The sequence below is a fragment of the Luteimonas salinilitoris genome (assembly GCF_041300785.1).
GTDB classification, from domain to species: domain Bacteria; phylum Pseudomonadota; class Gammaproteobacteria; order Xanthomonadales; family Xanthomonadaceae; genus Luteimonas; species Luteimonas salinilitoris.
The window spans coordinates 1-13,586 of the sequence record NZ_JBFWIB010000009.1 but is presented as its reverse complement, the minus strand read 5'-3'; the positions used below and the strand labels follow the sequence as shown (position 1 = coordinate 13,586).

The following is a 13,586-nucleotide window of genomic DNA, read 5'->3' as shown; positions in this document are numbered from 1 at the left end:
GCCCAACGTCCATGGGTTGACCAGCGCTTTGCGCTGTTGAAAAGCGCTTGACCAGCTTCGCTGTTGTGAAGCACTTCGCCTTCGCGGGAACGACGACAGTTTTTCAATGGTTCCACACGCTCACATCGTCCCGCGCTGCACGAACGGGGCGCGCCGGTACAGCCGGCGCTCGCCGCCGCGCGGGTCGTTCTCGAGCCGGCTGGCATCGTCGAAGACCATCGTTTCGCGCTTGTCGAGCGAGTAGGGCGCCCACGCGGGGATCTCCGCATGGTTGGGATCGCCGGTGCGCGCGAACGCGAGCAATGCCTCGCTCATGCGTGCAGCCATCCGCTGCGCGGCGACACTCTCGCCCGTCCGCGAGCCGGGCCTGCGGAGGGCGTCGAACACCAGCGGGATGTCGAGGGTGTGGAAGGCGCGGAACGTCTCTCCGTCGCCGCCGCGCGGATACCAGTCGAGCTGGTACGCCCAGGTCGGTGCGCCGCTCCGCTGCCGCGCCCGCGCCTCGGCTTCCTCGACCGCGCCGCGCCAGGAGCGGCCTGCGGTGGTGGCTGCGAAGAACACGTCCGACGGCGTGTAGTCCGGGTACATGCGCCGGTACTCGGCGATCACCACGTCCGGATTGATGTCGACGAACTGCTGCTTCTCCAGCTTCGCCGGCAGGTCGTTCCAGCGCAGCTCGAAATTGGCGGGATCGTTGCCGAGGAAGGCGCGGGTCTCGTCGCGCGTGTTGCCGATCACCATCGGGATCCCGGCCGACTGCACGGGCGCCTCGGGCCAGAACGGGTGCACCCGCAGGCTGCCGCCGTCCATCACCGGGCCGAAGTAGAGACTGCTGTCCTCGACGCGGGAGAAGTCGCGCGCTTTCGCCGCTTCCAGCAGGCGTTCGGGCGGCAGGCGCAACAGGCCGTCGATATCGCCCGGCGCCAGGCCCGCGGCCTCGATGAAGCGCTCGGCACGCTGGGTGGCGGCACGAGGGCCGGCCGCGGTCACCTGTTGTCCGCTCATGGTCCATGCGCGATGGAACAGCCCTTTCGCCGCCGGCATCGCCATCAGCGTGGCGATCTTGGCGCCGCCGCCGGACTGCCCGAACGCGGTGACGTTGCCGGCATCGCCGCCGAACTCGTCGGCGTGTTCGCGCACCCATTGCAGCGCCTGCACCAGGTCGAGCTGGCCGACGTTGCCGGAGACGGCGTACTCGTCTCCGGCGAGGCGGGCGAGATGGAGATAGCCGAAGGCGTTGAGGCGATGGTTGACCGTGATCACCACCGCATCGCCGCGCCGGCACAGGTTGACGCCGTCGTACAGCGGGTCGCTGCCGGAGCCGTTGTTGAAGCCGCCGCCGTGGATGTAGAACAGGATCGGCCGCTGGCCGCCGTCGCGCAGGCCCGGCGTCCACACGTTGAGGAACAGGCAGTCCTCGCTCGTGGTCTCGTCCCGGCTCCGCTGCGGCGCCGAGGCGCCGTAGGCCGTGGCGTCGCGGAGGCCGTCCCAGGGGAGCTCCGGCAGCGCCGGCAGGAAGCGGCGCGAGGCGGTATCGGCGCCGTAGGGAACGCCCTTGAACACGTGCACGCCGCGATCCGCGTAACCGCGGACGCGGCCGCTGCGCGTCGTGGCGAGCGCCGACGCCTCGCCCGCGGCGGCATGCGCCCAGGCGGGAAGGGCGAGGCCGGCACCGAGCACCGCGGCGCCCTTGAGGAAGCCGCGGCGGTCGAGGTGGTTCGTTTCGTCGGTGGAGTTCGGATCGTTCATGGCGTGCGGTCGCTCGAAGGTTCGTGCCGGATCGGAGACGGCGCCTGCGCCCGCATCCACGCCATCGCCATCTCCGGCCAGAGCGCCAGCGGCGTACCGGAAGCGCCGCGCACGCCGAAGCCGTGGCCGCCGTGCGGATACACATGCAGCTCGGCCGGTACGCCGGCACGGCGCAGCGCTCGGTGGAACACGAGACTGTTCTCCACCGGTACCGCGTCGTCGTCCGCGGCGTGCAGCAGGAAGGTCGGCGGCGTATCGGCGCCGACGCGGGTCTGCAGGGAATAGGCGGCCGCTTGCTCCGGGAGCGGCGCGGCGCCGAGCAGGCGTTCGCGCGAGACGGGGTGGAAGATCGGCGCGGAAGCTTCGCCCATGTCGATGACCGGATAGACCAGTGCCATGAAGTCCGGGCGCGCGCTGGCGTCGTCATGCGCGTCGACCGGTGCGTACGCGCGTTCGTCGAAGCGCGTGCCCAGGCTGGCGGCGACATGCCCACCCGCGGAGAAACCCAGTACGCCGATCCGCGCCGGGTCGAGGTTCCACTCGTCGGCGCGGGTGCGGATCAGCCGCAGCGCGCGCTGTGCGTCGGCCAGCGGCGCATCGCGCTCGCCTTCGTGGCCGTCGCCGGGCAGGCGATAGCGCAGCACGAACAGGGTGACGCCGCCCTGCTCGACGAAGGCCGGCACCAGCGCCGTGCCCTCCCTGTCCAGCACCACGCGTTCGTAGCTGCCGCCGGGAATCACCAGCAGCGCGCTGCCGTCGGGCCGCGGCGGCCGGTAGACGACCAGGTACGGCTGGATCACGCCGGTGATGATGCGGTCGGGCAGCGCCGGATCGGCGCTGCGCTCGACGATGGCCTGGTGCGATGTGATCCGCTCCGAACCGGGCGCCGTACGGTCCGGCCACAGCCAGATCCGAGACGCGGCTTCGGCAGCGGACTCGCTGGACGGCGCGGGCGCCGCGGTCGTCGGCGATGCGGCAATCGCGAGCGCCAGGCCCACCAGTGCCGCTCGCATTCCTCGGCGTCCGGAACCTCCCCCTTTGAAAAAGGGAGGGAAGCGTTGGGGATTGCGCCCGATCCGAAGCTCGGCTTCTACCCCCCTTTGAAAAAGGGGGGCAGGGGGGATGTGCTCTTTTCCAAAGAGGGGCAGCGCAGCACGCCCTTCGCCGAAAGAGCACGGAGCGACGGCCGAATCCCGCATTGCCATCAGCGCAGCGGTTCGCCGCGCGGGAGCGGCTTGCGCGGCTCCATCGTGTCCAGGTCCCAGTCCTCCGGCACGAAGGCCTGGCGCGTTTCGGGGTGGTCGGGATAGCCGCCGACCTCCTGCTCGCTGTCGATGATCGCGCCGCGCGCCTCGACCACGTCGGCGACGATGCGGCGGTCGATGTCGTCGCGGTCCCAGGGGCGGGCGCCGGCGCCGGCGATCACCGCGTCCTGCACCTGCGCCGACGGCAGCAGCTCGACGCCGAACGGCAGTTCCGGCGCCGCCTCGAGTTCGACCAGGTCGACCGGCGCGGTGGTGTAGCGGCCGGTCTGCGGCAGCGCTTCGCCGATCGTGTCCACCACCAGGTTGTCCTCGGCGTAGAGCTCCATGTCGCCGGAGCCGCCGATCATGAAGAACGCCAGCTCGCGGGTATCGGGCCCGGCCCGCATCACGTTGCCGCGCAGGATCATCTGCCCGGTCTGGTACGTGTGCCCCAGCCATTCCTCGGCGATCAGGTTGTAGTGCGCGGCCTTCTGGCCGGGGTTGTAGATCAGGTTGTTGAGCACCTGGCCGCGGGCGCCGCCCTTGAACAGCGGGTTGCGCTCGAAGTTGTGCGCGTACAGGTTGCCGACGATCAGCACGTCGTTGACGTGGTCGTGGATCAGCGAGCCCTTCGAGTGCTCGCCCTTGGGATGCACCGAATCGGCCAGCCCCTCGGCGATGATGTTGTTGCTGAAGGTGATCCGGCGCGAGGCATTCCGCAGCCACTCCTCCGGCGTCTCGCCGGCGAATCGGGTGCTGGAGGCCGAGAGGTTCTCGTCGGAGGCCCAGGTCAGCGAGCAGTGATCGACGATCACGTCGCGGGCGCCGCGCAAGGTGGTGATGGCATCGAAGTCGGGGCCTTCGCGCTTGGCCCGGCCGGCCTCGCCCGGACGCACGCGGATATGGCGTACCACCACGTCGTGGGCGGCGATCACCAGTCCGCCGCGGATCAGGGTGATGCCCGGCTGCGGCGCGGTCTGCCCGGCGATGGTCAGGTAGGGCTCGTCGATGCGCACTTCCTCGACGCCGAGGTCGATGACGCCGCCGACCTCGAACACCACGGTGCGCGGGCCCTTGGTCCGCACCGCCTGGGCGAACGAGCCGGGGCCGTCGGCAGCGAGCGTGGTGACGCGGAGGATCTGCCCGCCGCGTCCGCCCGGCGTGTGCGCGGCCCAGCCCTGCGCGCCCGGGAAGGCGAGCGCCTGGTCGGCGGCGAGGACCGGCGACACCGGGCCGCCGAGCGCCAGCGACAGCAGCAGCACGCGCGCCAGCAATGACGTGAACGGATACATCGATTTCCTCCCGGATGGCGGTTCCGTCGGCATTTCGCGACGGTGCTGCCACGTGGCAGCGTCGAAATGACACCGGTTAACCGTATACGAAAGTCCGCTGCCTGCGCCATGTGCACTGCAACATGGCGGTCGTCTTTCCGGGCACTGAAGGCTCGTCTACCGATGACCGGCCTCCGCCGTAGGAGCGCGCCATGCGCGCATGGCGCGCTCCTACGGTTCCAGGTACCTGATCAGCGTACCCATGTGCTCGATGTAGGCACCGGTCGAGATCCCCATGACCGGCGTTTCGGCGCGGTAGGGCGAGGTGTCGCTGGCATCGCCGACCAGGGTCTGCGCGTAGTCGCCCGGCGGCGGCGTCCGTGGTCCGTCGCCGATGTAGGGATGGCTGGTCGAGCGCAGTTCCGTCGGCCACCAGCCCTGGGCGTCGAGCGAGTCGATCAGCGCAGCCGCGGCCTCCGGCGCGACGTCGTCGTTCCGGCCCCGCAGCACGCCGACGTTGAGGTCGGAAACCGAGACGTCGCGCAGGGTGAAGTAGCGCGGCAGTGCGCTGCCGCCGTTGAGCAGCGGGGAGCCCTCGGACGCCTGCTCCGGGGGCGTGTTCGCAAGTGCCTCGTACTCGGCCCGCAGCGCCGCCACGTCGATGCGGCGGGTCGAGCCGTAGTGGCCGATGGTGTTCGCAGGATCGTGGTCGGTGTAGTACGCGCCGTTGGACACGTTGGAGCCGCGCCGGTGTAGGTAGATGGGTCTGTCGGTGCCGATCTCCAGGAAGGTCGGGTGGGTACGGCCGTCCACGACCAGCGCCTCGGGCAGGCGCACGCGGTCCAGCCAGTCCAGCGCCTCGGGAATGCGGGCGAGGAATTTGCTGTCGCCGGTGAGCCGGTAGAAATCCATCAGCTTGCGCACGTTGGCGGCGGTGGCGTGGGTGACGATGCCGTTCGGCTCGTAGCTGCGCGCGCCCGCCGGCTTCAGGTCCGGCGTCGTGTATTGCAGTCCCCAGCCCGGCTGCGGCTGTCCCTGCTGGGTGACCAGGAACGCGTTCATCGCCCGGCCGATGGCGTCCAGCACCCGTTCGCGCTCGTAGTCGAGCGTCCGATGGACCATGAGCAGGAACTCGATGTTCTCCTCGGCGACGTCGTCGTTGAAGGTGATCAGCGGCGTGTAGTCCGGCAGCCCGTGGAGCCCCACCGGTTCGCCATGCGGGTAGCGCTGCGGCCAGCCGCCGATCGGGTACTGGCTGTCGAGCACGAAGTCGATCGCCTTCTCCAGCGGCGCCCGGTAGGCCGCGTCGCGCTTCTCCAGGTACAGGCGCAGCAGGAACTGCATCGCTTCCGAGGTGCCGCCGTCGTCGAAGGTGGCATTGCCGTAGTCGTGCTGGAACTCCTCCAGGCGCCAGGCGTTCCTGCCGATGGTGTCGTACCACTTGCGCAGCGAGTCCTCGCCGGCGGTGTCGATCAGGTAGTTCCAGCCGCCGCTGTCGTGCTGGCCGGCGACCAGCGCATCGGCCGCCTGCCGCGCGGCGTCGTAGTAGTACGCGTCGCCGGTGGCGTGGTAGGCGTCGAGGAACAGGTGCCCCATCGTCGCCGTGCCGGGCGGCTGCACCCAGATCATCGACGGGTACGCCTCCAGCTCGCCCCATTGCCGCGACCGGTCCGGCAGGTACGACCAGACATAGCCGCCCTCGGTGGCGACCTCCTCGACCATGAAGCGCGTGGCGCGCTTCATGGTCGCCAGGGTGGCTTCGCGCGTCGGCACATCGGCGGCGGCGGCACCGCCGGCGACGCCCAGGCAGGCGGCAAGCAGCAGCGACCCGAGCGGGCGCAGAAGACCGGGGACGGGACGGGATCCGGGCGAATGCCGAGGCATGCAGGTTTTTCCTTCAGGTGGGATGCGCGTCCGGCTTCTGCGCCCGTTTTTTGCTGTCGTGCAACTTGACGCCGGCATATGTCGCGCTGCACATTGAAAATGACACCGGTTTACCATATACGGATAGCCGAGAGCGGGCCATGTGCGCCGCAACATCCGATTCCGCAGGAGAACCAGCTTGAGCAACCGCAACAACAGCGCCACGGCGGCGCCGGACCAGGGACAGGCCGCGGGCGCGATCGCCGACGCGTTCGTGCGGGCACGGCTGGCCGGCGCGTCGCTGCCGGACTTTCCGGGTGCGATCCCGGACGACCTGGTCGCCGCCTACCGCGTGCAGGACCTGGCGATCGCGCAATGGCCGGACGCGGTGGTCGGCTGGAAGGTCGGGTACATCCAGCCGCCGCGCCGCGACGACTCCGGCGACGAGCGCCTGCTCGGGCCGATCTTCCGCCGCAACCTGTGGCCGGCCGACGGCAGCGTCGGATTTCCCGTGTTCGCCGGCGGCTTCGCCGCGGTCGAGGCCGAGTACGTGCTGCGGCTGCAGGCCGATGCGCCGGACGGCAAGATCGACTGGAGGCCGGAAGAGGCGGCCGCGCTGCCGGCGACGCTGCACATCGGCATCGAGATCGCCAGCAGTCCGCTGGCCACGATCAACGCGCTCGGCCCGCGCGTGGTGGTGTCGGACTTCGGCAACAACAACGGGCTGATCCTCGGCAGCGAGATCGAACACTGGCGCGACATTCCCGAGGAGCGCCTGCGCGCGGAGACCTGGATCGACGGCGCCAGCGTCGGGACCGGCGGCGCGACGCTGCTGCCGGGCGGGTTGCGCGCCGCCTACGCCTTCGCGCTGTCGCGTTCGGCCCGGCGCGGCCGTCCGCTCAAGGCCGGCGAGCTGATCGCGACCGGCAATGCCACCGGTATCCACGACATCGCGGTCGGGCAGACGACGCGGGTGCGGTTCGAAGGCTACGGCGACATCGAGGGTCATGCGGTGGCGGCGACGGCGGTGGAGGCGCCGTGATCGATCGGCGTCGCTTTCTCGCCGCGGGCCTCGGCGCGTGCGTCGCGCCGCTGCTGCCGCTGTCGGCGCTGGCGCGCGGCGCCACCGGCGAACTCACCGCCACCGACGTGCACGTCGACGGCTATTCCACGGTCGAGGCGGTGAAGTGGATCGGCGAGACGCTGGCGCGCGAGACCGACGGCCGCCTGCGCATCCGCCTGTACCACTCCGGCCAGCTCGGGCGCGAATCCGACGCGATCGACATGGCCCGCTTCGGCGCCATCGACATCACCCGCGTCTACACCGGCTCGCTCAACAACGCCTTCCCGCTGACCGGGGCGCTGTGCCTGCCGTACGTGTTCGATTCGGTCGCGCACCTGCGCCGCGCGCTCGACGGCGACGTCGGCCAGGCGGTGCTGCGCGGCTTCGAGGCGCGCGACCTGGTCGGACTGGCGATCTACGACAGCGGCGCGCGCTGCTTCTACAACACCCAGCGGCCGCTGCGCACGCCGGACGACATGCGCGGACTGAAGTTCCGCGTGCCGGCGTCGGACATCTTCATCCAGCTGCTGCGCCTGTTCGGCGCCAATCCCACGCCGCTGGCGTTCGGCCAGGTGTTCTCGGCGCTGGAGACGCGCCTGATCGACGGCGCCGAGAACAACATGCGCAGCTTCCATTCCAGCCGCCATTTCGAGGCGGCGGGGTACTGGTCGCAAAGCGAGCACTCCTATGCCCCCGACGTGCTGCTGATCTCGCGCCGCAGCCTGGAGGCGCTGGCGCCGGCCGACCGCGAGCTGCTGATCGACACCGCGCGCGCCTCGGTGCAGGTGATGCGGCGGCTGTGGGACGAGTCGGAAAGCGCCGCGCGCGCGGCGGTCGAAGCGCACGGCGTGGCCTTCAACGACGTCGACATGGCGGCGTTCCGCGCCGCGGCCGTGCCGCTGCTCGACGAGTACCTGCACCGTCCCGAGATTGCGCCGCTCTACCGTCGCATCCGCGCATTCGCCTGAGGAGACCGATGAGTCCCGCCGAACACGACACCGCTTCCTCCCCCGCGTCCCCGGCACTGCAGCGCGGGCTGACGCGGCTGTCCTCGCTTGCGGTCGCGATCGCCGGCGCCGCCATGCTCGGCCTGGTCGCCGTGCAGGGCTGGCAGGTGTTCGCACGCTACGTGCTCAACGATTCGCCGAGCTGGACCGAGCCGGTGACCCTGCTGCTGCTGAGCACCGCGATGAGCTTCGGCGCCGCGGCCGGCGTGCACGAGCAGCGCCATTTCCGTTTCCATCTGCTGGCGCAGGCGTTTCCGCCGCTGCTGCGGCGGGCGAGCGAGGTGATCGCCGCCGCGGTGATCGTGGCGATCGGCGCCACCCTGGCGTGGTGGGGCGCGCGCCTGCTGTTCGACGGGATCGACATCCGCATGGCCGGCGCACCGCTGCCGCAGAGCATCGCCTTCCTGCCGCTGGCGCTGGGTGGACTGCTGATGGTGCTGTTCGCGCTGCTGCAGCTGGCGCAGGCGTTCGCCGGCCACCGTACCCAGGGCGAGGGCTGAGGCATGGCGATCGGTTTGCTGTTCGGCGCGTTCATCCTGCTGCTGCTGATCGGCGTGCCGGTGGCGTACGCGCTGGCCGCGGCGTCGCTGCTGGCGCTGTTCTATCTGGATCTGCCGTCGATCGTGCTGGCGCAGCAGGTCGGCGCCGGCATCGGCAGCGCCTCGTTGATCGCGATTCCGCTGTTCATCTTCGCCGGCGAGATCATGATGCGCGGCGGCATCTCCGAACGCCTGATCGCGCTGGCGGCGGCGCTGGTCGGGCGCATCCGCGGCGGCCTCGGCCAGGTCAGCATCCTGTCGTCGCTGTTCTTCGGCGGCGTCTCCGGCTCGGCGATCGCCGACGTGTCCGCGGTCGGCGGCACGATGATCCCGCAGATGGTCAAGCGCGGCTACGACCGCGACTTCGCCGTCAACGTCAGCATCACCGGCGCGCTGGTGGCGCTGCTGGTGCCGCCATCGCACAACCTGATCCTGTACTCGGCCGCGGTCGGCGGCGGCATCTCGATCGCCGACCTGTTCGCGGCCGGCATCGTCCCGGCGCTGCTGATGACGGTGACGCTGATGTTCACCGGCTACCTGGTCGCGCGCCGCCGCGGCTACGGGGTCGAGGCGTTCCCGGGCATGCGCGCGGTGCTGCTGCGGCTGGTGTCGGCGCTGCCGGGCCTGGGGCTGGTGGCGCTGATCTTCGTCGGCATCCGCGCCGGCGTCTTCACCGCGGTGGAGAGCGCCGCGATGGCGGTGGTCTACGCGCTGCTGGTGACGGTGGCGATCTACCGCATGCTCAACTGGTCCGCGTTCCGGCAGGCGGTCGCGCACGCCGCGCGCACCACCGGGGTGATCCTGTTCGTGATCGCCACCGCGGCGCTGTTCGGCTGGCTGCTGGCCTACCTGCAGGTGCCGGCGGCGGCGGTGGAACTGCTGGGCGCGATCGCCGACAACCGCTACACCGTGCTGCTGCTGATCGCGGTGATCCTGCTGCTGCTGGGCACCTTCATGGACCTGGCGCCGATGATCCTGATCTGCACGCCGATCTTCCTGCCGGTGGCGAAGGCGTTCGGCGTCGACCCGCTGCACTTCGGCGTGGTGCTGGTGCTGGCCGGCGGCATCGGCCTGGTCACGCCTCCGGTCGGCTCGGTGCTGTTCGTCGGCGCCGCGATCGGCAAGATCGGCATCGGCGAGTCGCTGAAGTCGATCTGGCCGTTCTGGCTGGCGGCGCTCGGCGTGCTGCTGGTGGTCACCGTGTTCCCGCAACTGTCGCTGTGGCTGCCGGCGCTGTTCAAGATCTAGGCCTGGCCGCGCTGCTGTTCGCGGCCGCGTCGGTCCTGCCGACGGCGGCTGCGACGCGCGGCTCCGGAGCGATCCCGCTGGACGGTTTCGCAGACGCCATCCACCACTGGCAGAACACGCATGGCGACGACTACCCGCGCCATGCGCCCGACGACATCGCCGCGATCGCCGGCAACATCGTGCTGCAGCAGCGCCGCGACGGCGGCTGGCGCGAGAACCAGGACCCGGCGCGCATCCTCGACGACGACGAGCGCCGCCGGCTCGAGGTCGAACGGCGCACCGCCGGCGGCAGTTTCGACAACCGCAACGTCTACACCCAGGTCGAATACCTGGCGCAGGCGCATGCGCGGACCGGCATCGCGCGCTTCCGCGAGGCGAGCCTGCGCGGCTTCGAGTTCATCCTGGCGCAGCAGATCGAGGAATGCGGCGGCTGGCCGCATACCGTGCCGGAAAGCGCGCCCTACCACGCGCTGATCACCATCGCCGACGAGGTCACGCCGGGGGTGCTGGCCACGCTGCGCAAGGCGATGGCAGGCAGCGACGGCTTCGCCTTCGTCGACGACGACCTGCGCGCGCGTGCACGCGCGACGGTGGCGCGCGGCGATGCCTGCCTGCTGCGCCTGCAGGTGCGGCAGGACGGGCGCGCGACCGCCTGGGCCGGGCAATACGATCCGCGCACGCTGGCGCCGGCGCAGGGCCGCAGTTTCGAACTGCCGGCGATCGTCACGCAGGAGAGCGTTGCGGTGGTGCGCTACCTGATGTCGATTCCCGCGCCGTCGCCGGAAATGGTCGCTGCGGTCGACGCCGCCGTGGCCTGGTTCCGCGACGTCGCGCTGCACGGCGTGCGCCTGGAGACCTTCGCGGCCGAACCGGTCCGCTACCGCTATCACACCGCCACCACCGACCGGCGCCTGGTCGAGGACGCCGACGCGCCGCCGCTGTGGGCGCGCTTCTACGATCCAACGGACAACAGCGTGGTGCTGGCCACCCGCGACGGTGAGCGCGTCGCCCGCTACGCCGACATCCCGCGCGAACGCCGCACCGGCTACCAGTGGTACGGCGACTGGCCGCGCGCGCTGCTCGAACGCGAGTATCCGCGCTGGAAGCGAGAGGTCGCCTCCGGCGATTGAGTCGCCCACGTCCTCCACCTTCACATCGGCGCATTCGCGGTGATCGCGATCCTGGTTGCGCTGTACGCGAGCTTCTGGTGATGCGGGTGTTCTAGCGGCTGTGGCTTTGTGCCGTTACCGCTGAAGCCGGAGATCCTTAGGAGCGCGAAGCAGGGGCTTCGGCAGCCGCGCTGGAGCGTGCGCCGCGGCGCGGTGATCGCTCCGCCCTTCCGTCCGGCCATCCCTGGCCTGCTCTCCGCTACCCCCACACCACGACGCCGACCCGTAGAGCGGAGCTTGCTCCGCTGCTCTCGGCTCCGGAGCCTGCCTAGCCGAGCAAGCTCGGCTCTACGGGACTGCGGTTCCGTCGTGCCCGGCCGCCAGCTCTGGTCGACTTCGGAAGAGCGCGGTACCGGAAGGGAAGTCGTTGCGGAACTTGAGCGGCGCTAGAGCGGTTTTGGCGCAAGTAGTGACGGATCCGAATGGCACTTACTTAACCGACAACGTCTGCTGCTTTTGCTCGTCATTCCCGCGAAGGCGGGAATCCATGGACGTCAAGCCATCGAAATCAACGTCCTTGGATTCCCGCCTCCGCGGGAATGACGATGCTTAAGTAAGCGCCATTCGTGACGGATCCCTTCTCCCGCTTGCGGGAGATGGTGCCCGTGCGGAAAAGGGATTCGTCGACACTTGCGCCAAAGCCGCTCTAGCCGGAGCATCGGCACCGATCTTCCCTGCTGAAGAAACCGGCAATCCCAAATCGCCGGTGCGGCGTCCGGGCCGGGGTATGCGGAGAGCAGGCCATGGATGGCCTGCGGCGGCGAGTCCGCCATGGATGGCGGACCGAGCCGGGGAGCATGCCCCGGCTCGGGCGCCGCTCGTTCCGAAGCCGAAGATCTCTTCTGGAACCCATGGCAAGGGGATTGTTTGGTTGCAACGGCTGCTTGGCGCGGCTATTCACTGGATGCCGCCCGTGGCGACGGGGCTTGCTTCGTCGCCACGGCAAGGACTGCTTGGCGCGGATGGCGGACCGAGCCGGGAGCATGCCCCGGCCCGGGCGCCGCTCGTTCCGAAGCCGAAGACCTCTTCCGGAACCACCATGGCAACTGTGCTTGGCGCGGCTATTCACTGGATGCCGCCCGTGGCGACGGGGCTACCTCGTCGCCACGGTAGGAGCTGCTTGGCGCGGCGCGCGCCTCACCCCACCATCTGCTCCAGCTCGCGCCCGCGGGTCTCGTGCACGTAGCGCAGCACGAAGAAGATCGACACGAACGCGGCGAAGGCATAGAACCCGTACGTCGCCGCGAGCCCGATCCCCGCCAGCATCACCGGGAACGTCATCGTGATCGCGAAGTTCGAGCCCCACTGGAACAGCCCCGCCACCGCCAGCCCCGAGCCGCGGATCTGGTTCGGGAACATCTCCCCCAGCATCACCCACATCACCGGGCCCCACGACAGGTTGAAGAAGATCACGTACACGTTGGCCGCCACCAGCGCCAGCACCCCCATCGCGTCCGACAGCTGCAGCCGGTGGTCGGCGTCCAGCGTGCCGGTCGCGAACGCGATCGTCACCAGCCCCAGCGAGAGCGCCATGCCCACCGAGCCCACCCACAGCAGCGGCTTGCGCCCGATCCTGTCGATCAGCGCCACCGTCAGCAGGCACGCGCCGATGCTCAGCGCCCCCGACAGCACGTTGATCAGCAGCGCATCGTTCTCCGAGAACCCCACCGCCTGCCACAGCACCGCGCCGTAGTAGAACACCACGTTGATGCCCACCAGCTGCTGGAACGTGGCCAGGCCGATGCCCACCCACACGATCGGCCGCACCTTGCCGGTGGCCTTGGCGATCAGGTCGGCGAACCGCGGCCGGTGGTGGTCGGCCGCCAGGCTGGCCTCGATCTCGGCCAGCTTGGCCGCACCGGTGTGTTCACCGTACAGCCGGCGCAGCACCGCCAGCGCCCGGTCCCGGCGGCCCTTGACCACCAGGAAGCGCGGGCTCTCGGGAATGAACAGCAGCGCCCCCAGGAACAGCGCCGCCGGCGCGATCTCCATCCAGAACATCCAGCGCCAGGCCTCGAAGCCCAGCCACAGCGGCCGGATCGAGGCCCCGGCCACCTTGGCCAGCAGGTAGTTGCTCAAAAACGCCAGGAACAGCCCGCTGATGATCGCGATCTGCTGCACCGTGGCCAGCCGGCCGCGGTAGTGCGCCGCCGAGACCTCGGCGATGTAGGCCGGCGCCATCACGCTGGCCGCGCCCACCGCCAGCCCGCCCAGCACCCGGTAGAGGACGAACTCCAGCGACGTGCCGGCGATCCCCGAGCCCCAGGCCGAGACCACGAACAGCACCGCCGCCACGATCAGCAGCGTGCGCCGCCCGTACAGGTCGGCCAGGCGCCCGGCGAAGAACGCGCCGACCGCGCAGCCGAGCAGCATCGAGGCGACGTTGAAGCCGGTGCCGACCGAGTCGGACCCGAACGCGATCCGCAGCCCGTC

Annotated in this window: 10 protein-coding genes; 5 read left to right on the top strand and 5 right to left on the bottom strand. The window is 70.2% G+C overall.

Features of this window, described 5'->3' with window-relative positions; genetic code table 11:
* Positions 1-120 precede the first annotated feature (120 nt).
* From AB5T46_RS13635 to AB5T46_RS13620, 4 genes are all read right to left on the bottom strand, one after another.
* Positions 121-1,749 carry a carboxylesterase/lipase family protein gene (locus AB5T46_RS13635; RefSeq protein WP_370564549.1) on the bottom strand — a complete coding sequence of 543 codons (1,629 nt, stop codon included), beginning with the start codon at positions 1,747-1,749 and terminating at the stop codon, positions 121-123.
* On the bottom strand, positions 1,746-2,762 hold the full coding sequence (locus AB5T46_RS13630) for an alpha/beta hydrolase (RefSeq protein ID WP_370564548.1): 1,017 nt from the start codon (positions 2,760-2,762) through the stop codon (positions 1,746-1,748). Before AB5T46_RS13630 ends, AB5T46_RS13635 begins: the two co-directional genes overlap by 4 nt.
* A gap of 191 nt (positions 2,763-2,953) precedes the next feature.
* Positions 2,954-4,285, bottom strand: a complete 1,332-nt coding sequence (locus tag AB5T46_RS13625; RefSeq protein ID WP_370564547.1) for a pectate lyase family protein — start codon at positions 4,283-4,285, stop codon at positions 2,954-2,956.
* Between the two features lie 210 nt (positions 4,286-4,495).
* Complete coding sequence (locus AB5T46_RS13620; protein ID WP_370564546.1) at positions 4,496-6,148, bottom strand: pectate lyase; 1,653 nt, start codon at positions 6,146-6,148, stop codon at positions 4,496-4,498.
* 178 nt (positions 6,149-6,326) lie between these two features.
* On the opposite strand from AB5T46_RS13620, the gene AB5T46_RS13615 reads away from it, so the two are divergent.
* Genes AB5T46_RS13615 through pelA form a run of 5 tightly spaced genes read left to right on the top strand, consistent with a single transcriptional unit; the run spans position 6,327 to position 11,114 of the window.
* Positions 6,327-7,169 carry a 2-keto-4-pentenoate hydratase gene (locus AB5T46_RS13615; RefSeq protein WP_370564545.1) on the top strand — a complete coding sequence of 281 codons (843 nt, stop codon included), beginning with the start codon at positions 6,327-6,329 and terminating at the stop codon, positions 7,167-7,169.
* Positions 7,166-8,158, top strand: a complete 993-nt coding sequence (locus AB5T46_RS13610) for a TRAP transporter substrate-binding protein (protein ID WP_370564544.1) — start codon at positions 7,166-7,168, stop codon at positions 8,156-8,158. Before AB5T46_RS13615 ends, AB5T46_RS13610 begins: the two co-directional genes overlap by 4 nt.
* A gap of 8 nt (positions 8,159-8,166) precedes the next feature.
* Complete coding sequence (locus tag AB5T46_RS13605; protein ID WP_370564543.1) at positions 8,167-8,697, top strand: TRAP transporter small permease; 531 nt, start codon at positions 8,167-8,169, stop codon at positions 8,695-8,697.
* A 3-nt stretch (positions 8,698-8,700) separates the two neighbouring features.
* Entirely contained in the window at positions 8,701-9,984 is a 1,284-nt protein-coding gene (locus AB5T46_RS13600) for a TRAP transporter large permease (protein ID WP_370564542.1), read from the top strand.
* Positions 9,957-11,114, top strand: a complete 1,158-nt coding sequence (pelA, locus tag AB5T46_RS13595) for a pectate lyase (RefSeq protein WP_370564540.1) — start codon at positions 9,957-9,959, stop codon at positions 11,112-11,114. Before AB5T46_RS13600 ends, pelA begins: the two co-directional genes overlap by 28 nt.
* A gap of 1,176 nt (positions 11,115-12,290) precedes the next feature.
* Here the strand turns inward: pelA and AB5T46_RS13590 are convergent.
* On the bottom strand, positions 12,291-13,586 hold a 1,296-nt coding region (locus AB5T46_RS13590), incomplete at its 5' end, for a sugar porter family MFS transporter (RefSeq protein WP_370564538.1).

What these genes read in the sequence shown, in the direction of transcription:
- AB5T46_RS13600 (WP_370564542.1), top strand. Translation starts at nt 8,701, where the DNA reads ATGGCGATCGGTTTGCTGTTCGGCGCGTTCATCCTGCTGCTGCTGATC.
- AB5T46_RS13625 (WP_370564547.1), bottom strand. Translation starts at nt 4,285, where the DNA reads ATGTATCCGTTCACGTCATTGCTGGCGCGCGTGCTGCTGCTGTCGCTG.
- AB5T46_RS13605 (WP_370564543.1), top strand. Translation starts at nt 8,167, where the DNA reads ATGAGTCCCGCCGAACACGACACCGCTTCCTCCCCCGCGTCCCCGGCA.
- AB5T46_RS13620 (WP_370564546.1), bottom strand. Translation starts at nt 6,148, where the DNA reads ATGCCTCGGCATTCGCCCGGATCCCGTCCCGTCCCCGGTCTTCTGCGC.
- AB5T46_RS13635 (WP_370564549.1), bottom strand. Translation starts at nt 1,749, where the DNA reads ATGAACGATCCGAACTCCACCGACGAAACGAACCACCTCGACCGCCGC.
- AB5T46_RS13630 (WP_370564548.1), bottom strand. Translation starts at nt 2,762, where the DNA reads ATGCGAGCGGCACTGGTGGGCCTGGCGCTCGCGATTGCCGCATCGCCG.